This window comes from Microbacterium sp. MPKO10, from assembly GCF_026107415.2.
Classification (GTDB): domain Bacteria; phylum Actinomycetota; class Actinomycetes; order Actinomycetales; family Microbacteriaceae; genus Paramicrobacterium.
This window is the reverse complement of record NZ_JAPCHX010000004.1, coordinates 165,047-185,818: the sequence shown is the minus strand read 5'-3', so window position 1 is coordinate 185,818 and position 20,772 is coordinate 165,047. Positions and strand designations below refer to the sequence as shown.

The following is a 20,772-nucleotide window of genomic DNA, read 5'->3' as shown; positions in this document are numbered from 1 at the left end:
GAACGTGCGACGCTGGGTCAGCTCTGTCGGCGTGACCCTCGCGTTTTCCGCAGATAGCCGCCCTTTTCAAGCCCCGCCTCGATCTCGAACCGGTTCGTCAGCGGGTTGAAGCCCTCAAGCGCGTAGAGAATCGGAAAGAGCAGCCCGAATGTGCGCCACTGCTGCTTGTGCACGGCCTCGTGCTCGAGAACATCATCTGTCACGTTCGTGTTCGTCAGATAGCAGGCTCCTACGCACGCCCCACCCCGCCCGAACGTCCACTCCGGCATGCCTCGGAAGATGAACAGTCCGCCCCGCCGTTCGACGCGGCCCGTTGACCAGATGAACCCCCAGACGAGCCCAACGAGCGTGCCGTAGGCGTAGCCGAGCAGGCTGAGGGGAGAGTTTGTGAGGATGCGACGCATCACGAGTTCTCCGGCTGCCGGAGCGCCTCAAGCACTCGCAGCCAGGCCTCGCTCATCGTGGGGAACACGGGCACGGCGTGCCACAGACGGTGGAGCGGAACCTCACCCACGACGGCGATCGTCGCCGCATGCAGCATCTCCGCCACGTCGTCGCCGACGAACGTGGCACCGATCAGAACATCCCTCTCCAGATCGATGACCGCGCGGAACGTGCCCTCATAGCCATCGGCGTGCAGCGCGCCGCCCGCGGTGGACCCCAGGTCGATGTCGATCGTGCGCGTTGTCACACCGGCATCCTGAGCCGCCTGCGAGGTGATGCCGACCGATGCGACCTGCGGGCTGCTGAACACGACAGACGGCACGGCGGCGTGATCGGCCGTCGCTGCGGCCGGTGCCCAGTTTCGGGAATCGGGAACGTCTCCCGCTGCTCGCGCGACGATGGCCGCGGCGGCCGCGCGCGCCTGATACTTCCCCTGATGCGTGAGCTGTGCGCGCTTGTTGACGTCTCCGACGGCGTACAGCCAATCGGCTGAGGCCTCCGTCGCGAGCATCGTGTCGTCAACATCGATCCAGTCGCCTGGTGTGAGCCCGACGGTTTCGAGGCCGAGATCGCGTGTTCCGGGCGCGCGTCCCGTCGCGATCAGCACGCGGTCGGCAGTGACCGTCTCGCCTGTGGACAATGTCAGCTCGGCTCCGTCCTGCGTTGCCGCGGCGCTCTGCACATCTGCGGTCAGTACGGTTACGCCGGAGTGCCGCAGCCGGGCCGTGACGGCATCACCGGCGAGAGGCTCGTGGCCGCTCAGCAGCCCGTTGCGGGCGACGACGGTGACAGACGACCCGAGCGCGGCGAACGCTGTGGCGAGCTCAGACGCCACGACACCGCCTCCGACAATCGTGAGCGAGCCCGGAATCTCCTCGGTGACCGTAGCGTCCCGGCTCGTCCACACCTCGAGCTCGTCGAGGCCAGGAATCTCCGGGATCCGCGCGTCAGATCCCGTGCAGACAGCGACGGCCACCCCTGCTTCGAGCGTCGTCGTTCCCCCGGCGCTCGTCACCTCGACGGTGCGCTTGCCGACGAGACGCCCCGCGCCACGCACCAGGTCGATGCCGGCGTCAGCGAGCCACGAGACCTGACCCGAGTCGTCGCCGCGCCCCGTGAACGAATCACGCCGGGCAAGCACAGCGGCCACATCGAGCCCACGTGTAACAGCCTGGGCCGCACCATCGACGTCGAGAGCGGCCTGGCGGGCCACTCCCGGCCTCAGCAGCGCCTTCGAGGGAATGCACGCTCGGTAGGAGCATTCACCTCCGACCTTCTCGCGCTCCACGATCACGCAGGTCAGACCGGCCTGCACCACATAGTCGGCGACGTTCTCGCCGACGGGGCCCGCACCAATGACAACGACGTCGTACTCACTCATAATCCGACACTACCCGCGTCAGGTCCTGGGCGGACTCAGCGACGTGTCAGGGCGCTCAGCACGCGCAGGATCGCCGGGAGATCATCGGTCGCCGCGGCGGGGGAGGCGGGGGCGAATCCGGTGATCCCGGCTCCGGCGAGAGCGAACGCGTTTCGCACACGTCCGATGAGATCGCCGAGTTGTGAAAGGGGAATCCCAAAGGGCTCGGCCCAGTGTGTTCCGCCGATATCTGCCGGGTCGAGCACATCGAGGTCGATATGCACGTAGACCTGTGATGCACCGGTATCGGTCAGCGCGTCGACGATCCGGTCCGTCTCATCGGCGTTCAGCGCCCGCAGCTCAGACGTGTCGAGGTACTCGGCTTCGGCGGGGTCGACAGATCGGATGCCGCCAAGCACGATGCGCTCCTGATCGATGGGGTGAGATGCGGCGAGGACGTCGTGCCCCTCACCGAGCACAGCACGCAGGGCCATTCCGTCGAAGGCACCCGTGGGGGAGGACTCGGGAGTATGCAGGTCGGGGTGGGCGTCCAGCCAGAGCACGGCCAGATCTTCGTCCGTGCGCTCCATTGCCTGGTCGATGGCGGCGACCTCGATGCCGCAGCCGCCGCCGATGCTGACTGCCGTGTCGGTCGTTGCGCTCAGTTGCTCGCGCAGCCGCTCACGTACGGTGACGAGGGAGGTGAACCGGCTGATACCGGTGTCGAGCGCATCTCCCGCTCCCGCCGGGACCTCGATGTCGGTTGTCGCACGCGAGGGAAGATCGCCTCTGATTGCCTCGGCCCCGTCGATCAGCTGCATCGCTCGTGACGATGACGAACCCTGCCACTGCGGAACCACCATGAAAGCCGTCATTGTTCAAGTATGCGTCGGCGGGGCACTGGCCACAGCATCCAATTCTCGCCCGCCGCGAACGTACGGCGGGCACCGGAAAGTCCGGTGCCCGCCAGCCGTGCCGTGGTCAGGACTCAAGCGATGCATTCCCGCCACTCTTCAGCGCCGCGAGGCGTGCCTCGACTTCGGTGAGCTCGCCCAGATCCTCCAGCTCTTCGAACTGCGCGTCGAGGCTCGACGCGGCGAGCTCCTGGTGGCCGAGCACCTTCGCCTCTTCGCGGCGAATCTTCTCGTCGAAACGGCTGACCTCGCTCGTCGGATCCATGATGTCGATGCTCTTCATGGCATCGTGCACCTTGAGTTGCGCCTGCGCGGTCTTCTGGCGTGCCACGAGCTCATTGCGCTTCGTCTTCAGCTGCTCGAGCCGCTCCTTCATGCCGTTCAGGCCATTCTTGAGCTGCTCGACGACCTGGTTCTGCGACGCGATCTGCGGCTCGGCAGCCTGTGCCTCGTTCTCCGACCCGATCTGACGCTGGAGCGCAACCTTCGCGAGGTTGTCGAACTTGTCGGCACCCGCCGTGTCGCCCTCGGAGCGCATCTGATCGGCGCGCCGGCTGGCGGCAAGCGCCTTCGTTCCCCAATCGCGGGCCGCGTCGACGTCCTCCTTGTGATCCTGCTCGAGCATGCGCAGGTTCCCGATCGTCTCGGCAATGGCGCTCTCGGCCTCGGCGATGTTGTTTGTGTAGTCACGAACCATTTGATCGAGCATCTTCTGCGGATCTTCAGCAGAATCGATAATCGAATTGATGTTGGCTCGGGCAAGCTGCGCGATGCGCCCGAAGATGGTCTGCTTGCTCATGTGCTCCCTCTCGTCACAGCCGACGGAACGGCCATCGTTCGTGTCAGGCTCGATTCTACGTGCCAGTACTTTTTGATTTCCTGCGAGGTTCGCGGGTGGTATGACCGACTGTGACACTGGCGGTCGCAGTTCGGGCGGGTGCGAGAGAGAATTGACCGACGCGAGAGGAGGAGCCGTGGACGCCACAGACCGGACGCTGCAGCTGGCCGTCGTCGAAGTGACCGACGCCCGCCCGCACGCCCCTGCATACGACGCCTACACGCGTGGCATGACCAGACGGACAGTCTCGGATGCGACGGCACTCGGCTGGGACGCACGCCTGTATACGGCCGAGCGGCTGGGCACAGAGGGGCTCCTCGATGCGACAGCATCCGCCGACGCCATCGTCATCATGGGGGGTGAAGACATCGCCCCCGAGTTCTACGACGGTCAGCCCGGATACGAGGGCGAGGGCAAGCACTATCGAACAGCGGATGCTGCCCAGCTTGCGCTCGTGCGCAGGGCAGCGTTGCGCGCCACCCCGCTCCTGGGAATCTGCCGCGGCCATCAAGTCGTCAACGTGGCCTTCGGCGGAACACTCGTTCAGCACATGGAGGAGTCCGGACACCGTCTCACCGACCTGCCTGTCGAGTACACACTCGTCGAGCATCCGGTGTCGCTCGAGCGGTCAAGCACCCTCGCACTGCGCCTGGGCGAGCACATCACCGTGCAGTCCGGTCACCACCAGGTCGTGGATCGACCCGGCCCGGGCTTGCGTGCGATCGGTTGGTCGCACGACGGGCACATCGAAGCCGTCGAACACGAGATCCTCCCCATCACGGGCGTGCAGTGGCACCCCGAGGCTCCGATGGCTCCGGCAGATCAGCTGGAAAGGCTGCTCGACGGCCTCGAACGAGAGGCACTGAGGCAACTGGCCGCCTGATCGGGGTGCCTGCGTGCCCCGACAGGCGATTGCGGTTAGGGTTCCGCAAGTGAGTGAAGATCGCTATGGAACCGATGTGCTCGCGGGCGACTGGAAGAACCGCGGACGACCGACCCACACGAAAGTGGAGGCCGAGACAGGACTCGTCGTCGAAGACGCCGGAAGCGGTTGGTGCGGTGCCGTCGTCGGTGTTGAGGGTCAGACCGTCGAGCTCGAGGACTACGCCGGAGCGGTTCGGGCGTTTCCCCTCGGCCGCGGTTTCATGATCGACGGTCGCCCGGTGGAACTCGTGAAGGCACGGCCTCGCGCGACGGGGCCGTCTCGCACAGCATCCGGGTCGTTCGCGGCCCCCGATCAGCGTGCGCGCGTCGCCCGGCAGAGCCGGATCTTCGTCGAGGGGCGGCACGATGCCGAGCTCGTCGAGAAGGTATGGGGCGACGACTTGCGGGCCGAAGGTGTCGTCGTCGAGTATCTGGGCGGTATCGATGACCTCGATTCCATCATTCGGGATGCTGCGCCCACACGGACGGCGCGCATCGGCGTGCTCGTCGACCACTTGGTTTCCGGATCGAAAGAGAGCCGCATCGCCGAGCAGGTCGCGCGCTCTCCTCACGGAGCGAACGTGCTCATCGTGGGGCATCCGTACATTGATATCTGGCAGTCGGTGCTTCCCGAACGCCTCGGCATCTCTGCCTGGCCGACAGTTCCCCGCAGCATGGAGTGGAAGCACGGCATCTGCGAGGCCTTCGGCTGGCCGCATGAGGACCAAGCTGACATCGCTCGCGCGTGGAAACGGATTCTCAGTAGAGTGTCCCGGTATACGGATCTCGAGCCCGCACTGCTGGGCCGCGTCGAACAACTCATTGATTTCGTCACCGAGCCTTCCTGAAAATCTGCGTGAATCGCAAGAAACAGGGTGCACAAATCGTTATCTTCCCGTATCCTCGGATGAGTTCGCATGACAGGCAGCCAGTGACCCCCACATGGCGGAGCCGATCGCGCGGAGTGAATTCCCTAATGTTCACACCGGCGGCTCATGGTGTCATGTGTGGAGGATTTACCGGTGACTGATTCGTTCGAGACGGGGCCCGAGGCCTCTGACGACACTCCGAACGCACCCGCCACCCGCCGCGAACGACGCGCGATGGAGAATCGCCGCGCCTCGGCACGCGGCACTGTTCGGTCGGCGACCGCCACGGCATCAGCCTCACGGCCCGCGCCCCAGCCGACGTCTGCGCGGCCCCGGCGTTCGGGAAAGAGCATTGCTCGGTCCTGGGCCTCGACGGCCATCGTGGGCCTCGTCGTACCCGGACTATTCGCGACGATGGCCCTCCCGTCATACGCCTCGCCTGAGTCGGCGGGATCTGAGCTGTCGAATTATGACATCGCGACAGCGTCCGCTCAGACCCTCGATGCCTCGGGTGTCGCCGTCGAGCCAGCCTTGAATCTTGTGCGCGATGTCTACGGCGCGACGACGCAGGAAGAACTTGACGCCGCGCGCAAGAAGGCTGAGGCCGAGGCCGCAGCCAAACGCGCCGCTGAGCAGGCGAAGAAAGACGCGGCGAACAGCAATTCGGGTGGCGGAGACGTCGGTTCGGCCATCGCAGGCGACGGTGCAGTGCGCTGGCCTCTTCCCGGCCCGGGAACGATCGGTGACGGCTTCATGAGTCGCGGCGGTTCCCATGAGGGAGTGGACATCCTGATCGCCGGTGGAACACCGATCGGCGCGGTCGCCGATGGCGTCGTCGTCGTCTCGCAGGAGAGCTACGGCGGCTACGGTGTCGCCGTCGTCGTGGAGCACCAGATCAACGGGCAGACGGTCAAGTCGACGTACGGGCACATGACATACGGTTCACGTCGCGTCGCGGTCGGGCAGCACGTCAGCGCCGGCCAGGTGCTGGGCCTTGTGGGGAGCACGGGACGATCGACGGCGAACCACCTGCACATCGAAATCCGCATCAACGGCGGACTCGTGAACCCGCTCACCTGGCTGCGGGCCAACGGCGCGTACTGAGTCCAGCTGCGGTCCGAACGGGCAAGCAGCGCTCGAACGAGAGAATAGCGCCCTGAGAGGCGGGCAGCGCCCGAACCGGCAGGGAGCTCCTGATCAGCGATCCTCGCGCGCCCGGGTCGCTCAGCAGTCGGCTCGAGCAACGTATTCGAGACACCGGCAGTGCGGTACGTCAACGGTGTCGTGGACTACGCAGAGCTGAGCAGACGACGTCTGATTCGGCGGGAGACGTCGTGCGCCCGGCGTCGCCACATGGCAGTTTTGTGCCCCCGACAGGAATCGAACCTGCGACCTACGGTACCGGAAACCGGCGCTCTATCCGCTGAGCTACGGAGGCAAAACAGACGATGACACGCATCGCTGCGAACCTAGGCTAGCACCCAGCGGGCCCCACTCGGAAAGCGACGCGAAGGAGGGCTGTGCATCAGCCGTGAAGACGGCGCAGGGGAGTTCTCCCCCTGACCAATTGCGTCGACTGGTGTGAGGATGAAGACATGGAGCGCACCGTCACGGCTCACCTGCAATTCAGCCTCGGAGGGCAGAGCGATCTGCTGTTTCAGATCGCTGTGGCCGCGGGAACCCCGATCCGCTCCGAGTCGTTCACCTTCACGAACAACGGCCGGGTATATCTGCCCAGGGAGATCGTGGACAGGCACGGAACACGGATTCTGCGCTTCACCGGAGACGCGGGCAACTATGACGTGTTCTACACCGCCCACGTGGCCGGAGCCCGCCCGATCGAACCCGTGGGCGAGATCGACCTCGTCGGCTACCTGCGACCCAGCCGGTACGCGGAGTCTGACGCGCTGTACCAGCAGGCACGATCGATGTTCGCCGGACTTTCCGGGCTCGCACTCGTCAACGCCGTTGCAACGTGGACCCACGAGACACTGGAGTACGTCCCCGGCTCCAGTCGGGGCACAGACAGCGCCCGCACGACACTGTCTGCCGGGCACGGGGTCTGCCGCGACTTCGCTCACGTTGTCGTGACGATGCTGCGGGCATGTGACGTCCCTGCCCGCGTGGCCGCTGTTTACGCTCCCGGTCTCTGGCCCATGGACTTCCACGCCGTCGCCGAGGCCTGGGTCGACGGCCGGTGGAACGTCGTCGATGCCACGCGCCTCGCGCCGCGGCAATCGCTCGTGCGTATATCGACGGGCCGGGACGCCTCAGACATCGCCTTCCTCACGAACCACATTGGTTCGCTGCGGCTGTCATCGGTCGACGTCAACGCTGTGAGCGACACTCCGGTCGTCGACGATCAGCTCTCCGCCGTCGTTCTCCCATAGGCGCCGGGGCATGAACTACGGAAGATTACCGACGACATATCCGGCAAGCTGCTCGGCTCCTCGAGCTGTCGTGAAGTCCTTCGACGACAGGACAACCCAATAGCTGCCCGTGAAGATCTGGGCCGTTCCTACGCCGGATGACTGGCCGAAGTAGCCCTCGTCGCCATAGACAGACACGGGTTCAGCGGACTTCGCCGCGTCGGCGGATAGGTCGGCGAGGGTTTCGGGATCGAGCTTGGCGATCGCGACATCGATGGTGCGGCCGCTCGTGTTGTTGCTCCACCGGCAGGTGAGCCCGTTGTACGACACAACGGTATCGCCGAGCGTGCCTGCCTCCGGGGTGTACTGACCCAGCGCGCTGACATTGGGGTTGAAGTCGTACATCTGCTGCAGCGTGATGACGTCGTCGCAGGCAAGACCGACGTCTTCACCCGCATCCGGTCGTGTCGTCGACGTCGGCGGAGCCGTCGGCTGACCGGGATCTTCCCGATGCTCATCCGGAGGCGCGCTCTCGGAATCAGACGGTGTCGACGTCGATGCCGATGGGGACGGCGAACCGTCAGGTCCGACGGGAGGCGCGCACGCCGTCAACGTCAGACTTGCAGCGGCCAGGGCGATCAGGGCGCTGCGACGGAGAGCGGAGCTGCTGGCGGACATGGATTCCCTTCGAACACGTCAACGACGACATGAGCGTACCAAGCGCTGCGAGACAGCGGGCGCCGGCGCGCGAGAACAGCGTCCCGCTCACGTTAGAATCGGTGACCATGACTCCAACTGATCTTTCGCGCGTCTTGTTCGGCATTCTCGCTCCCATCGCCGATCGACGCCGCGAGGGGGCATCGGCCGAAATCACCGAGTCCATGGTCACGATCGAGCGGCCGAAGAACCGTGACCACGGAGACTGGGCGTCGAACATCGCCATGAAGTTGGCGAAGACTCTCGGAGCGAACCCACGCGAGCTCGCGACGGAGATCGTGGAGCAGCTCCAGAAGACGGATGGCATCGCCTCCGCCGAGGTCGCAGGGCCCGGATTCATCAACGTCAGGCTCGAGGCCGCCGCCGCTGGTCAGCTCGCGAAGACGATCGTCGACGCCGGCGTCGCCTACGGCCACAACACGAGCCTCGCGGGTGAATCGATCAACCTCGAGTTCGTGTCGGCGAACCCCGTCGGTCCGCTGCACATCGGCCACACGCGCTGGGCAGCACTCGGCGACTCGATCAGGCGTGTTCTGACAGCATCCGGTGCCGAAGTGGCCAGCGAGTACTACATCAATGACGCAGGCAGCCAGATGGACACGTTCGGGCGCTCCGTACTCGCGGCAGCGAAGGGTGAGCCGACACCGGAAGACGGCTACCCGGGAGCGTACATCGCTGATCTCGCCGAGGCCGTCGTCGAGCAGGTTCCCGTGCTCACCGAGATGCCGGAGGACGAGGCGGTGCGCACGGCGCGTGAGATCGCGTACGGACTGCAGCTTGACGAGATCAAGGCATCATTGACCCGGTTCAACGTGCACTTCGACATCTGGTTCTCAGAGCGCACGCTGCACGCGGCGGGCGATGATGGGCGCAGCGACATCGACGCCGCCGTCGACCGTCTGCGCGAACAGGGCCACGTGTACGACAAAGACGACGCGATCTGGGTGCGCACCACGGAATTCGGCGACGACAAGGACCGCGTGATCCGCCGCGGGAACGGGGTCTACACCTACTTCGCCGCCGATGCCGCGTACTACCTCAACAAGGGCGACCGCGGGTTCCGACACAAGATCTATCTGCTTGGTGCCGATCACCACGGCTATGTGCACCGCCTCAAGGCCATCGCGGGAGCCGCGGGGGACGATCCGGAGCGCGACATCGAGGTGCTCATCGGCCAACTCGTCAGCATCAACGGCGCCCGCCTGTCGAAGCGCGCAGGCAACATCATCGAGCTTGACGACCTGCAGTCCTGGATCGGCACGGACGCACTGCGGTACTCGCTTGGCCGCTCGCCCGCCGATTCTCCGCTGACCCTCGACCCCGAGCTGCTGCGCAAGCGCACCAACGACAACCCGGTGTTCTATGTGCAGTACGCCCATGCGCGCACCTGTGCGGTGCGGCGCAACGCCGCCGAAACGGGAGTCGATCGCAGCGTGTTCGCGCCGGAGACCCTCACGCACGAGACCGAGGGAGCGCTCCTCGGAGCACTGCAGGACTTCCCCCGCGTCGTGGCGCAGGCAGCAGAGCTGCGCGAGCCGCACCGCGTCGCCCGGTACCTGGAAGAGATCGCCGGCCTGTATCACCGCTGGTACGACAACTGTCGGGTGATCCCGCGAGGCGATGACCCGATTGAAGATGTTCACCACACCCGGCTCTGGCTCAACGATGCCTCGCGTCAGGTGATCGCCAACGGCCTCGATCTCCTCGGGGTCTCAGCACCCGAGCGGATGTGATGTGACCGGGCTGCCGGACGCACAGCCGGTCCCGCGCCGCAGCGGCGGACGCCGGGCGGCGACGGCCCTCATCATCGTGATCGTGGTGGTGGGGCTCCTCGCCCTCGTCGCCTGGCTTGTCGACGGCCTCGTGCGCGGCATCGCGCAAGACGGCGTGGAGACCGCCATCGAGAAGAAGCTTCCCGCCTCGGTCACGGCCGACATCGATGTGCGCGTCGGTGGAGGGTTGTTTCTGCCTCAGGCGATCGCGGGACGCTTCGACGAGGTGACCGTCACCGCCGAGGATGCTGAGGCCGATGGCATCCCGTTCGACATCGTTGTGACCGCGCACGGGGTGCCGGTCGACGAGAACGCCCGCATCGACGAGGTCTCCGCCCGGGTGACCGGGGGAGAGGACGCAGCGAATGCTCTGCTCGTCATGGGCGGAGCGGATCCCGACCTCAGCCTCGGCGATGGCACACTGAGCTACGAGCAATCGACACGCTTTTTCGGAATGTCCATCGGCTACACGCTCGTGACCGAGCCGGTGGCACACGGCGACTCGATCTCGCTCGAGCCGGTCGACGTCGAAGTGTCGACGGACTTCGGCAGCCTCGACCTCACCGATCTCGTCACGCGGCTCCTCGACGATGAGCCCGTGAGCATCTGCGTCGCCTCGTCGCTTCCCGAGGGAATCAGCGTCGATGACATTGCTGTGGCACCGGACGCACTCACTCTGACGCTCTCGGCGCAGGACGTTCCTCGAAACGGACCGGACTTCTCTTCGCGGGGAAGCTGTGACGCCGGATGACGCGGTGGAGCCGATAGATGCGGTGCGGGGCATGCGTTCTCGGTAGACTTCCTGCGATATCACTCCCTCATTTCACGAATGGCTTTCTGTGACGCATAACCCACTCGCCCCCGCGTGGCTGACCGCGCCCGCCGACGCGAACGCTCTCGTGCCCGGGCTGTGGCCGGGGACCACCGTGCGCGACGCGGCCGGGCGGCTCGAGGTCGGTGGCGTGTCCGCTGACGAGCTTGCCCGCGAGTTCGGCACGCCCCTGTATGTGATCGATGAGCGCGAGGCGCGGGACCGCGCAGCCGAAGTGCGTCAGGCGCTCGAGGATGCTTTCGCCGCGGTCGGGTCCACGGCACACGTTTACTACGCGGGGAAGGCGCTGTTGACGAGCATCGTCGCGCAGTGGATGGTTGAGGCAGGGTGCCGGATCGACGTGTGCTCGGGCGGGGAGCTCGCCGTTGCACTCGCGGCTGGCGTTGACACTGCAGCGATCGGCTTCCACGGAAACAACAAGTCACGTGACGAGATCGACAGGGCCGTCTCCTCGGGCGTGGGGACGATCATCATCGACAGCATCCAGGAGATCGACCGCGTCGCCGAGGCAGCCGAGCGTCATGGACGCCGACAGCGGGTCCGCCTGCGGGTGAACAGCGGCGTGCACGCGCACACGCACGACTTCCTCGCGACAGCGCACGAAGACCAGAAATTCGGCCTGACGCTGGACGCCGCCACCGATGCCGTCGCGCAGATTCGCGCCCGAGACACACTCGAGTTCGTCGGCCTGCACTGCCACATCGGGTCGCAGATCTTCGGCGCGGGCGGTTTCGCCGAGTCCGCGGCGCGGCTTCTCGCCGTCCACAAGGAACTGCTGAGCGGCGGCCCTGTGCCCGAGCTCAACCTCGGTGGCGGGTTCGGGATCGCCTACACGAGCGTGGACGACCCGACGCCGATCGCCGAGCTGGCAGCATCCATCGCAGGAATCGTGAAAGACGAATGCGACAGGCTGCAGATTCCGATCCCCGACGTCGCGTTCGAGCCGGGCCGCACGATCATCGGGCGAGCCGGAATCACGCTGTATGAGGCGGGAACCACGAAGCCTGTCTCCGTTGACTCGGAAGCCGGCTCGGGAACCCGCCTGTACGTCAGCGTCGACGGCGGCATGAGCGATAACGCGCGGACGGCCCTGTACGACGCGGACTACTCCGTGCGGATCGCGTCGCGGCGATCGGATGCTGCGCCAGAACTGGTGCGCATCGCGGGCAAGCATTGCGAATCCGGTGACATCGTCGTCTCTGATGATTACCTCCCGGGCGACGTACAGCCGGGTGACGTGCTCGCTGTGCCCGCGACGGGAGCCTATTGCTGGTCGCTCGCCAGCAATTACAACTATCTGGGACGGCCGCCCATCGTGGCCGTTCGCGATGGCCGTGCACGCGTGATCGTGCGCGGAGAGACGGAAGCCGACCTCATGGCGCGCGACGCCGGATTGGATGGACGATGATCGACAGCCGCACTCTCAGGGTGGCCCTGCTCGGGGCAGGTTCCGTTGGCTCACAGGTGGCACGCACGCTGATTGACAATCGTCAGGAGCTCGCGGCGCGTTCCGGTGCTGACCTTGAGCTGGTGGGCATCGCCGTCCGCGACGTCGACGCGAAGCGCGATGTCGAGCTGCCACACGAGCTCTTCACGACGGATGCCGAGTCGCTGATCCTCGGCGCCGACATTGTGATCGAGCTGATGGGCGGCATCGAGCCGGCGAAGTCACACATCCTTTCGGCGCTGAACGCCGGTGCCGACGTCGTCACGGGCAATAAGGCGCTCCTGGCCGCCCATGGGCCTGAGCTCTTCGCCGCGGCCGAGCAAGTGGGCGCCGAGATCTCGTACGAGGCATCGGTAGCCGCCGCCATTCCCATCCTTCGCCCTCTGCGCGACAGCCTCGCCGGAGACAACATCACGAGCGTGCTGGCGATCGTCAACGGCTCGACGAACTTCATTCTCGATCGCATGGACCGCTTCGGCGAGACCATGGAAGAGGCGTCGAAGCTTGCCTTCGAGGCCGGCTATCTCGAGGCGGACCCGACGCTCGACGTCGACGGCTTCGACGCGGCGCAGAAGGTCACGATCCTCGCCGGGCTCGCGTTCCACTCGCAGGTCGATCCGTCGAAGGTGCACCGTGAGGGCATCGCCGAGATCACGGCCGAGCAGATCCAGGCAGCGCAGTCAGCGGGCTACGTGATCAAGCTTCTCGCGGTTGCCGAACGCCTCGCCGGCCCCGGCGGCGAAGACGGGATCTCCGCGCGCGTCTACCCGGCTCTCGTGCCGCGCGAGCATCCGCTTGCCTCGGTGTACGCCGAGAACAACGCGGTATTCGTGGATGCTGAGGCGGCAGGGCCCCTCATGTTCTATGGGGCCGGGGCGGGAGGCGTCCAGACCTCATCGGCCATCCTCGGAGACGTGGTGTCTGCGGCTCGCCGTCATGTGGCCGGAGGACCCGGCCTGAACGGCTCGAACCACGCGGCGCTGCCTCTTCTGCCGATCGACGATGTCATCACGAAGGCACAGATCAATCTTCGCGTCACCGATCGACCAGGCGTCCTCGCCGAAGTCGCTGGCATCTTCGCGCAGCATGGGGTGTCTGTGCAGACGATCGAGCAGTCCATCGGGGACGACGAAGACAAGCTCGCCAGTCTCATCATCGGAACCCACCGTGCTCGTGAGCGATCGCTGCGTGCCGTCGTCGAGGCGCTTCAGACCGCCGACGCGACGGATCGGATCGTGAGCGTCCTGCGCGTTGAAGGAGCCCAGTAATGGCACACCAGTGGCGGGGAGTCCTCGCCGAGTACCGCGATCGTCTCGACGTCACAGACGCGACGCCGATCATTACGCTGGGGGAGGGCGGCACCCCGCTGATCCCCGCGCCCGCGCTGTCGAAGCGTACGGGGTCGTCTGTGTACATCAAGTACGAGGGGATGAACCCCACCGGCTCGTTCAAAGACCGCGGCATGACGATGGCGATCTCCAAGGGCATCGAACATGGAGCCCAGGCTGTGATCTGCGCGTCGACGGGTAACACGTCTGCATCAGCCGCGGCCTACGCTGCCCACGCGGGAATCACGGCAGCCGTGCTCGTCCCTGAGGGAAAGATCGCGATGGGGAAGCTCAGCCAGGCCATCGCCCATGGCGGTCAGCTCATCCAGGTGCAGGGCACGTTCGACGATTGCCTCGATCTCGCCCGCGAGCTGTCGGCGACGTATCCCGTGCACCTCGTGAACTCCGTCAACCCCGATCGAATCGAGGGTCAGAAGACGGCGGCGTTCGAAGTCGTCGAGGTGCTCGGCGACGCACCGGACGTCCACATTGTGCCGATCGGCAATGCCGGAAACTACACAGCGTACACGCGCGGCTACTCCGAGTCGGTCGCGGCCGGAGAATCGACGAAGCTTCCGCGCATGCTGGGCTTCCAGGCTTCGGGCAGCGCGCCGATCGTCAACGGCGCCGTCGTGAAGAACCCCGAGACCATCGCCAGTGCGATCCGCATCGGAAACCCGGCGTCGTGGGAGCTCGCAACGGCAGCTCGCGCGAAGACCGGCGGCTATTTCGGAGCGATCGACGACGACGACATCCTCCGCGCCCAGCGGATCCTCTCGAGCGAAGTGGGGATCTTCGTTGAACCAGCATCCGCCATCAGCGTGGCCGGTCTTCTGGAACGAGCGGAAGCCGGGGACATCCGGTCAGGGTCGACGTGTGTGCTGACGGTCACCGGGCACGGGCTGAAAGACCCGCAGTGGGCATTGCGGACGGAGAGCGGCGGTCAGGTCGAGCCGACCATCGTTCCCGTGGACGTCTCAGAGGTCGCCAGCGTCCTCGGTCTGAGCGGAACGCGCGCGTGAGCCAGGCACGTCCCGGCGTCTCGGTGAAAGTGCCGGCGACATCGGCAAACCTCGGGCCCGGATTCGACACACTGGGCCTTGCGCTGTCGCTGTATGACGAGCTCACCGTCACGGTGACCGATGGCAGCGGCGTCACCGTCGCCGTTCACGGTGTCGGCGAGGGCGAGGTGCCTCTCGACGAGACGAATCTGGTGGCCTCATCGCTCCTGGCCACCTTCGCGGCGGTCGGGCAGACGGCTCCGGGTCTGCACATCGAGGCACACAACGCGATCCCGCATGGCCGCGGCCTCGGGTCGTCCGGCGCGGCGGTCGTCGCGGGAATCGCGGCGGCAAAGGGCCTTCTCGAGGGCACCGTGACGTTCACGGAAGAACTGCTTCTCGGCATTGCCACAGAGCTCGAGGGGCATCCGGACAACGTCGCGCCCGCTCTGTTCGGCGGACTCACGATCGCGTGGACCACGGCAGACGGGCCACGGCACAAGAAGCTGCTCGCGCATCGCGGAGTGTCGCCCCTCGTATTCATCCCCGCGACGACGCTGTCCACGCGGACGGCGCGGGAGCTGCAGCCCGCCAATGTGCCCCACGAGGATGCTGTGTTCAACGTGTCGCGTTCGGCTCTGCTGGTCGCCGCGATGCTTCAGAGCCCGGAGCTGCTCTTCCAGGCCACCGAGGACCGGCTCCATCAGGGCTATCGAGCGTCGGCAATGCCGGATACCGCGGCGACCATCGCGCTTCTGCGCGACAACGGGTACGCCGCCGTGGTTTCGGGAGCCGGGCCCTCGATTCTGGTGCTCTGCGACGGCCCGGGCGACAGAATGTCAGCAACGGAACTCGTCGAGAACGAGGCAACGTCGCTGTGGCGCGCCGAGATGCTGGCTGTCGACGTCAAGGGTGCTACAGTAGTACCGATCTCATAGGGAACCACCCGCCAGGGTGAATCTGGCCCTCGGATCATTCACCAATCACAGCCCCTTACCCGCAGTGTGTCGCGTTCTGATGCGACCGATGCGTTCGCCCCTTCGGGGGTCTCGCAGCGGAGTGAGCGGCTCTCCCTGGTCCATCGTCGATGGTCAGGATGAGAAAGGAATACTCTCCAGTGACAGACGCAGGAACCCGCACAGAAGGCGCGGACCGCGGTACGAACCTTCAGACGCTGAAGGTTGCCGAGCTCCAGAAGCTCGCCGCCAGCCTTGGCGTTCAGGGCGCATCGAAGCTTCGCAAGGGCGAGCTGATCGCCGCAATCTCCGACAAACAGGGCGGCGGAGGTGCCGCGCCGAGCTCGTCGGAACCATCGAGCGCCCCCGCAGAGAAGACGCAGGCGAAGCGCACCTCGCGACGCGTGTCGACGCCGATCATCGAATCGACGGCACCGACTGCTGACGAGCCGACAGCGTCGCCAGCGCCCGCCGAGACGCCGGCACCAGAGCGCTCGGCAACACCGACTCCCGAGCAGGCCGCCGAGTCCGTTCTCGACGAGCCGACATCGGGCCGGGCCGGCAGGCCGCCGCGTTCGCGCCGCGCATCGTCTGAGCAGACAACGCCGAGCCAGGAGGCATCGGGCACGGATGCTGCCGAGCAGAAGACTCCGGACGCGAAGTCGTCAGACAACGGTGGACCCGCTCAACGCGAGAAGAAGAACGGTCGCGGTAACCGTCGCCGTGGCGGCAAAAGCGATGACGATGCAGCCCAGAGCGACGACCAGAGTGGCTCGAAGCAGGCGAACGCTGACGAGAAGTCGTCGGGGAAGGACGACGCGAAGAACGCGGACTCCTCCGACTCCGGCACCTCTGACGAGCGTGGCCGCGGACGAAACCGTAACCGCAACCGCAACAACCGCGGTGACAATCAGGGCGGCGACCGCAACGAGGGCAGCCGTAATGACAGCGGTCGTGGAGACGGGGGCCGTCAGGACGGCAACCGTGCCGATACCAAGAACGACGATCAGGGCGGACGCGGACGCAACCGGTACCGCGACCGCAAGCGCGGGCGCAACGATGACGTGGAGCCGGAGATCACCGAGGACGACGTCCTCGTGCCGATTGCGGGAATCCTCGACGTTCTCGACAACTACGCGTTCGTGCGCACGACCGGGTACCTTCCGGGAGCCAACGACGTGTATGTGTCTCTCGGGCAGGTCAAGAAGTACAACCTGCGCAAGGGCGACGCGATCGTCGGGGCCGTCCGTCAGCCGCGCGAGGGCGAGCACAACTCGCGCCAGAAATACAACGCCATCGTCAAGGTGGACTCCGTCAACGGACAGAGCACGGACGAGGCTGCCGATCGCGTGCAGTTCGGCGACCTGACCCCCCTCTATCCGCAGGAGCGTCTGCGCATGGAGACCGAGCAGGGGAAGTTCACGCAGCGGCTCATCGACCTCATCGCCCCGGTGGGGAAGGGTCAGCGCGGGCTCATCGTCGCGCCCCCGAAAGCAGGCAAGACGATCGTTCTTCAGCAGGTGGCCAACGCCATCGCCAGGAACAACCCCGAGGTGCACCTCATGGTCGTTCTCGTCGACGAGCGCCCCGAAGAGGTCACCGACATGCAGCGAACGGTCAAGGGCGAGGTCATCGCCTCGACGTTCGACCGCCCTGCCGAAGACCACACCACGGTGGCAGAGCTTGCGATTGAGCGCGCGAAGCGCCTTGTCGAGCTCGGCCACGACGTCGTCGTGCTTCTTGACTCGATCACACGCCTCGGCCGTGCTTACAACATCTCGGCGCCGACGAGCGGTCGCGTCCTCTCCGGCGGCGTGGACGCTGCAGCGCTGTACCCGCCGAAGCGCTTCTTCGGCGCCGCGCGCAACATCGAGAACGGTGGATCCCTGACGATCCTCGCCACGGCACTCGTCGAGACCGGATCCAAGATGGACGAGGTCATCTTCGAGGAGTTCAAGGGAACGGGTAACTCCGAGCTGCGTCTGTCGCGTCAGCTCGCCGACAAGCGCATCTTCCCCGCGATCGATGTCAACGCCTCGTCGACGCGTCGCGAAGAGATGCTGCTCGGGCAGGATGAAGTCAGAGTGACCTGGAAGCTGCGCCGTGCCCTCGCCGGGCTCGACACACAGCAGGCACTCGAGGTCGTTCTCGGCAAGCTCAAGGAGACCTCAACGAACGTCGAATTCCTTGTGCAGATGCAGAAGTCGATTCCGCAGCCGACATCCAACGGTCACGAGCGCGACCACCGTTAGCTGATTCTCGAACCCGTCTGCTCCGCCGCCTACGATAGGCATGTGCGGAGCAGGCGGGTTCGCGTCGTTTCACACCTCGATCTCACGAAACGGAAGAAGCAATGTTTGAATCAGTCTCTGCGCTGATCGATGAGCACGCCGACCTGCAAGAGCAGCTGGGCGACCCGGCGGTGCACGCCGACCCCGCCCGATCGCGCAAGATCAATCGGCGATACTCCGAGCTTTCGAAGATCCTCGCGGCTCACCAGGCGTGGGTCGGCGCGCAGGATGACCTGGCCGCTGCCCAGGAGCTTGCGAAAGAGGACGACACGTTCGCCGAGGAGGTGCCGGCGCTCGAGGAGGAGCTCGCCGAAGCCGAGGAGAAGCTGCGTCGCCTGCTCGTCCCTCGAGACCCCGACGATGGCCGCGACGTCATCATGGAGATCAAGGGCGGTGAGGGCGGTGCCGAGAGCGCGCTCTTCGCCGCGGATCTGCTGCGCATGTACCTGCACTACGCCGAAGCCAAAGGCTGGAAGACCGAGCTTCTCGAGAAGGACGAATCGGATCTTGGCGGTTACAAAAACGTGCAGGTGGCCATCAAAGGCTCGTCGAACGATCCCGCCGAGGGCGTCTGGGCGCACCTCAAGTACGAGGGCGGTGTCCACCGTGTGCAGCGGGTGCCGGTCACGGAGTCGCAGGGTCGCATCCACACGTCAACGACCGGTGTGCTGGTCTTTCCCGAGGTCGATGAACCTGAAGAGGTGGCGATCAGCCAGAACGACATCCGCATCGACGTGTTCCGTTCATCCGGGCCGGGCGGGCAGTCGGTGAACACGACGGATTCGGCTGTGCGCATCACGCACGTGCCCACGGGGATCGTCGTTTCGATGCAGAACGAGAAGAGTCAGATTCAAAATCGCGAGGCAGCCATGCGCGTGCTGAGAGCACGTCTGCTTGCGCGTCAGCAAGAAGAGTTGGATGCTGCGGCCTCTGATGCGCGCAAGAGCCAGATCCGCACGATGGATCGTTCCGAGCGCATTCGCACATACAACTTCCCAGAGAATCGCATCGCAGATCACCGCACCGGGTACAAGGCGTACAACCTCGATCACGTGATGAACGGCGATCTCGACGCGGTCATCGAGTCCTGCATTCAGTCAGACGAAGAGGAACGCCTGGCGCATCTCGCCGACAAGGCTTGACCGGGCGCACGGCCCCGGCGGCGGCATCCCGCGTCAGATGTGATAATCGGGCTCGACGAGCCCGTAACGCTCACCAGCGACCCGAGGGCGTGCTCGTGCGGGAACGCCCACGAGGATGGAGCGCTCCGGAGCATCCTTCGTGACGACGGCGTTGGCGCCGACGATGGAGCCGCCGCCGACGACGATCGGGCCGAGCACCTGGGCACCGGCACCGACTGTGACGCCGTCACCGAGAGTGGGATGGCGTTTGCCCGTGCCCCCTCCTTTGCCGCCGAGCGTGACCCCGTGGTACAGCATGACGTCGTCGCCGATCTCGGCGGTTTCGCCCACGACGACGCCCATGCCATGGTCGATGAACAGTCGGCGACCGATGCGCGCACCCGGATGAATCTCGATTCCTGTTACGGCACGAGCGAGCTGCGAGCCGATGCGCGCCATCACCCTCCAGCCGCGTGACCACAGCCGATGGTTGAGTCGATACCACCAGATGGCGTGCAAGCCCGAGTACACCACGGCGATCTCGAGCGCGCCCCGAGCAGCGGGGTCGTGCACGCGAGCCGCCGTGATGTCCTCACGGAAGCGGGTCCAGATCGACATACTCAGTCGCGCAGGTCCTCATAGAGGAACGTCGACAGATACCGCTCACCGAAGTCGGGAACGATGACGACGATGTTCTTTCCCTCGTTCTCCGGGCGCGCAGCGACCTGCAGTGCCGCCCAGACAGCCGCACCAGACGAGATGCCGGCGAGAATGCCATCGTCGGTTGCGAGCGTGCGCGCGGTCTTCACAGCGTCATCGACGCCGACCGTGACGACCTCGTCGTAGATCTCGGTGTCGAGGATGCCGGGGACGAAGTTGGCGCCGAGGCCCTGGATCTTGTGCGGGCCGGCCTTCCCGCCGCTGAGAATCGGGGAATCTGCGGGCTCGACGGCGACGACCTGAACCTCAGGGTTGTGTGCTTTGAGGGCCTGACCGGCGCCGGTGATGGTTCCGCCCGTTCCGATTCCGGAGACGAGAATGTCGACAGCGCCGTCCGTGTCGCGCCAGATTTCCTCACCCGTCGTCGTGCGGTGGATGTCGGCGTTCGCCTGATTCTCGAACTGGCGCGCGAGGATCGACCCCGGAGTCTCAGCCGCGATCTGCTCCGCCTTCTCGACGGCTCCGCGCATGCCCTCTGCCGGGTCGGTGAGCACAAGCTCGGCTCCGAAGGCGCGCAGCAGGACACGACGCTCCATGCTCATTGAGGACGGCATCGTCAGCACGACACGGTACCCGCGGGCGGCTCCAGCCGAGGCGAGGGCGATGCCGGTGTTACCGCTTGTTCCCTCGACGATCGTGCCTCCGGGCTTCAGATCGCCCGAGGCCTCGGCAGCGTCGAGGATGGCGATGCCGATGCGGTCCTTCACGCTGCCCGCCGGATTGTAGAACTCGAGCTTGGCGTGCACGTTCGCCGAAACGCCGCTGGCCGTGCGTCCCAACGTGACGAGCGGGGTGTTCCCGAAGGCCTCGGTGATGTTTGCGTGGATCTTTCCGGTCACGGAATCTCTCCTTCGATACTTTTAGCTACA

Annotated in this window: 19 protein-coding genes and 1 tRNA gene; 12 read left to right on the top strand and 8 right to left on the bottom strand. The window is 65.7% G+C overall.

Annotated features, from left to right (window positions below; translation table 11 throughout):
- Positions 1-17: 17 nt before the first annotated feature.
- The 4 genes from OK352_RS09045 to OK352_RS09030 all read right to left on the bottom strand — a co-directional run bounded on the left by OK352_RS09045 (position 18) and on the right by OK352_RS09030 (position 3,517).
- Positions 18-404 (bottom strand): Fe-S oxidoreductase, encoded by a 387-nt coding sequence (locus tag OK352_RS09045; RefSeq protein ID WP_265141518.1) that lies wholly within the window; start codon positions 402-404, stop codon positions 18-20.
- Positions 404-1,825 (bottom strand): dihydrolipoyl dehydrogenase family protein, encoded by a 1,422-nt coding sequence (locus OK352_RS09040; RefSeq protein WP_265141145.1) that lies wholly within the window; start codon positions 1,823-1,825, stop codon positions 404-406. Before OK352_RS09040 ends, OK352_RS09045 begins: the two co-directional genes overlap by 1 nt.
- Positions 1,826-1,860: 35 nt before the next feature.
- Positions 1,861-2,679 (bottom strand): arginase family protein, encoded by an 819-nt coding sequence (locus OK352_RS09035; protein WP_265141144.1) that lies wholly within the window; start codon positions 2,677-2,679, stop codon positions 1,861-1,863.
- Positions 2,680-2,785: 106 nt separating this feature from the next.
- Positions 2,786-3,517 carry a PspA/IM30 family protein gene (locus OK352_RS09030; protein WP_265141143.1) on the bottom strand — a complete coding sequence of 244 codons (732 nt, stop codon included), beginning with the start codon at positions 3,515-3,517 and terminating at the stop codon, positions 2,786-2,788.
- 175 nt (positions 3,518-3,692) lie between these two features.
- Between OK352_RS09030 and OK352_RS09025 the strand changes: the two genes are divergently transcribed.
- The 3 genes from OK352_RS09025 to OK352_RS09015 all read left to right on the top strand — a co-directional run bounded on the left by OK352_RS09025 (position 3,693) and on the right by OK352_RS09015 (position 6,453).
- Positions 3,693-4,439 carry a gamma-glutamyl-gamma-aminobutyrate hydrolase family protein gene (locus OK352_RS09025; RefSeq protein WP_265141142.1) on the top strand — a complete coding sequence of 249 codons (747 nt, stop codon included), beginning with the start codon at positions 3,693-3,695 and terminating at the stop codon, positions 4,437-4,439.
- A 49-nt stretch (positions 4,440-4,488) separates the two neighbouring features.
- Positions 4,489-5,328, top strand: coding sequence for a DUF3097 domain-containing protein (locus OK352_RS09020; RefSeq protein ID WP_265141141.1), 840 nt, complete (start codon positions 4,489-4,491; stop codon positions 5,326-5,328).
- A gap of 174 nt (positions 5,329-5,502) precedes the next feature.
- On the top strand, positions 5,503-6,453 hold the full coding sequence (locus tag OK352_RS09015; protein ID WP_265141140.1) for a M23 family metallopeptidase: 951 nt from the start codon (positions 5,503-5,505) through the stop codon (positions 6,451-6,453).
- A 261-nt stretch (positions 6,454-6,714) separates the two neighbouring features.
- On the opposite strand, the gene OK352_RS09010 is transcribed toward OK352_RS09015, so the two are convergent.
- Positions 6,715-6,787 (bottom strand) — tRNA-Arg (locus OK352_RS09010).
- Positions 6,788-6,944: 157 nt separating this feature from the next.
- Between OK352_RS09010 and OK352_RS09005 the strand changes: the two genes are divergently transcribed.
- Positions 6,945-7,739 carry a transglutaminase-like domain-containing protein gene (locus tag OK352_RS09005; protein WP_265141139.1) on the top strand — a complete coding sequence of 265 codons (795 nt, stop codon included), beginning with the start codon at positions 6,945-6,947 and terminating at the stop codon, positions 7,737-7,739.
- A 15-nt stretch (positions 7,740-7,754) separates the two neighbouring features.
- Here OK352_RS09005 and OK352_RS09000 read toward each other — a convergent pair whose 3' ends face one another.
- A complete protein-coding gene (locus OK352_RS09000; protein ID WP_265141138.1) occupies positions 7,755-8,396 on the bottom strand; it encodes an arginyl-tRNA synthetase in 642 nt (213 codons plus the stop codon).
- 107 nt (positions 8,397-8,503) lie between these two features.
- Between OK352_RS09000 and argS the strand changes: the two genes are divergently transcribed.
- The 8 genes from argS (at position 8,504) to prfA (ending at position 19,204) form a co-directional block, all read left to right on the top strand.
- The gene (argS, locus tag OK352_RS08995) at positions 8,504-10,168 is read left to right on the top strand and encodes an arginine--tRNA ligase (RefSeq protein ID WP_265141137.1); all 1,665 of its coding nucleotides are present in this window, start codon (positions 8,504-8,506) and stop codon (positions 10,166-10,168) included.
- Position 10,169: 1 nt separating this feature from the next.
- A complete protein-coding gene (locus OK352_RS08990; RefSeq protein ID WP_265141136.1) occupies positions 10,170-10,958 on the top strand; it encodes an LmeA family phospholipid-binding protein in 789 nt (262 codons plus the stop codon).
- A gap of 88 nt (positions 10,959-11,046) precedes the next feature.
- Entirely contained in the window at positions 11,047-12,447 is a 1,401-nt protein-coding gene (gene lysA, locus OK352_RS08985) for a diaminopimelate decarboxylase (RefSeq protein WP_265141135.1), read from the top strand.
- Entirely contained in the window at positions 12,444-13,754 is a 1,311-nt protein-coding gene (locus OK352_RS08980; RefSeq protein ID WP_265141134.1) for a homoserine dehydrogenase, read from the top strand. Before lysA ends, OK352_RS08980 begins: the two co-directional genes overlap by 4 nt.
- Positions 13,754-14,836, top strand: coding sequence for a threonine synthase (gene thrC, locus OK352_RS08975; protein WP_265141133.1), 1,083 nt, complete (start codon positions 13,754-13,756; stop codon positions 14,834-14,836). Before OK352_RS08980 ends, thrC begins: the two co-directional genes overlap by 1 nt.
- Positions 14,833-15,753, top strand: coding sequence for a homoserine kinase (gene thrB / locus OK352_RS08970; RefSeq protein ID WP_265141132.1), 921 nt, complete (start codon positions 14,833-14,835; stop codon positions 15,751-15,753). Before thrC ends, thrB begins: the two co-directional genes overlap by 4 nt.
- A gap of 179 nt (positions 15,754-15,932) precedes the next feature.
- Positions 15,933-18,023 carry a transcription termination factor Rho gene (rho, locus tag OK352_RS08965; RefSeq protein ID WP_265141131.1) on the top strand — a complete coding sequence of 697 codons (2,091 nt, stop codon included), beginning with the start codon at positions 15,933-15,935 and terminating at the stop codon, positions 18,021-18,023.
- 101 nt (positions 18,024-18,124) lie between these two features.
- Positions 18,125-19,204, top strand: a complete 1,080-nt coding sequence (prfA, locus tag OK352_RS08960; protein WP_265141130.1) for a peptide chain release factor 1 — start codon at positions 18,125-18,127, stop codon at positions 19,202-19,204.
- A gap of 33 nt (positions 19,205-19,237) precedes the next feature.
- Here the strand turns inward: prfA and epsC are convergent, their stop codons facing one another.
- Both epsC and cysK read right to left on the bottom strand, forming a co-directional pair.
- Complete coding sequence (gene epsC, locus OK352_RS08955; protein WP_265141129.1) at positions 19,238-19,801, bottom strand: serine O-acetyltransferase EpsC; 564 nt, start codon at positions 19,799-19,801, stop codon at positions 19,238-19,240.
- A 2-nt stretch (positions 19,802-19,803) separates the two neighbouring features.
- The gene (cysK, locus tag OK352_RS08950; RefSeq protein ID WP_265141128.1) at positions 19,804-20,742 is read right to left on the bottom strand and encodes a cysteine synthase A; all 939 of its coding nucleotides are present in this window, start codon (positions 20,740-20,742) and stop codon (positions 19,804-19,806) included.
- Between the last annotated feature and the right edge of the window lie 30 nt (positions 20,743-20,772).

What these genes read in the sequence shown, in the direction of transcription:
- OK352_RS09035 (WP_265141144.1), bottom strand. Translation starts at nt 2,679, where the DNA reads ATGACGGCTTTCATGGTGGTTCCGCAGTGGCAGGGTTCGTCATCGTCA.
- prfA (WP_265141130.1), top strand. Translation starts at nt 18,125, where the DNA reads ATGTTTGAATCAGTCTCTGCGCTGATCGATGAGCACGCCGACCTGCAA.
- OK352_RS08980 (WP_265141134.1), top strand. Translation starts at nt 12,444, where the DNA reads ATGATCGACAGCCGCACTCTCAGGGTGGCCCTGCTCGGGGCAGGTTCC.
- OK352_RS09040 (WP_265141145.1), bottom strand. Translation starts at nt 1,825, where the DNA reads ATGAGTGAGTACGACGTCGTTGTCATTGGTGCGGGCCCCGTCGGCGAG.
- OK352_RS09030 (WP_265141143.1), bottom strand. Translation starts at nt 3,517, where the DNA reads ATGAGCAAGCAGACCATCTTCGGGCGCATCGCGCAGCTTGCCCGAGCC.
- epsC (WP_265141129.1), bottom strand. Translation starts at nt 19,801, where the DNA reads ATGTCGATCTGGACCCGCTTCCGTGAGGACATCACGGCGGCTCGCGTG.
- OK352_RS09000 (WP_265141138.1), bottom strand. Translation starts at nt 8,396, where the DNA reads ATGTCCGCCAGCAGCTCCGCTCTCCGTCGCAGCGCCCTGATCGCCCTG.
- OK352_RS09045 (WP_265141518.1), bottom strand. Translation starts at nt 404, where the DNA reads ATGCGTCGCATCCTCACAAACTCTCCCCTCAGCCTGCTCGGCTACGCC.
- argS (WP_265141137.1), top strand. Translation starts at nt 8,504, where the DNA reads ATGACTCCAACTGATCTTTCGCGCGTCTTGTTCGGCATTCTCGCTCCC.
- thrC (WP_265141133.1), top strand. Translation starts at nt 13,754, where the DNA reads ATGGCACACCAGTGGCGGGGAGTCCTCGCCGAGTACCGCGATCGTCTC.
- OK352_RS09005 (WP_265141139.1), top strand. Translation starts at nt 6,945, where the DNA reads ATGGAGCGCACCGTCACGGCTCACCTGCAATTCAGCCTCGGAGGGCAG.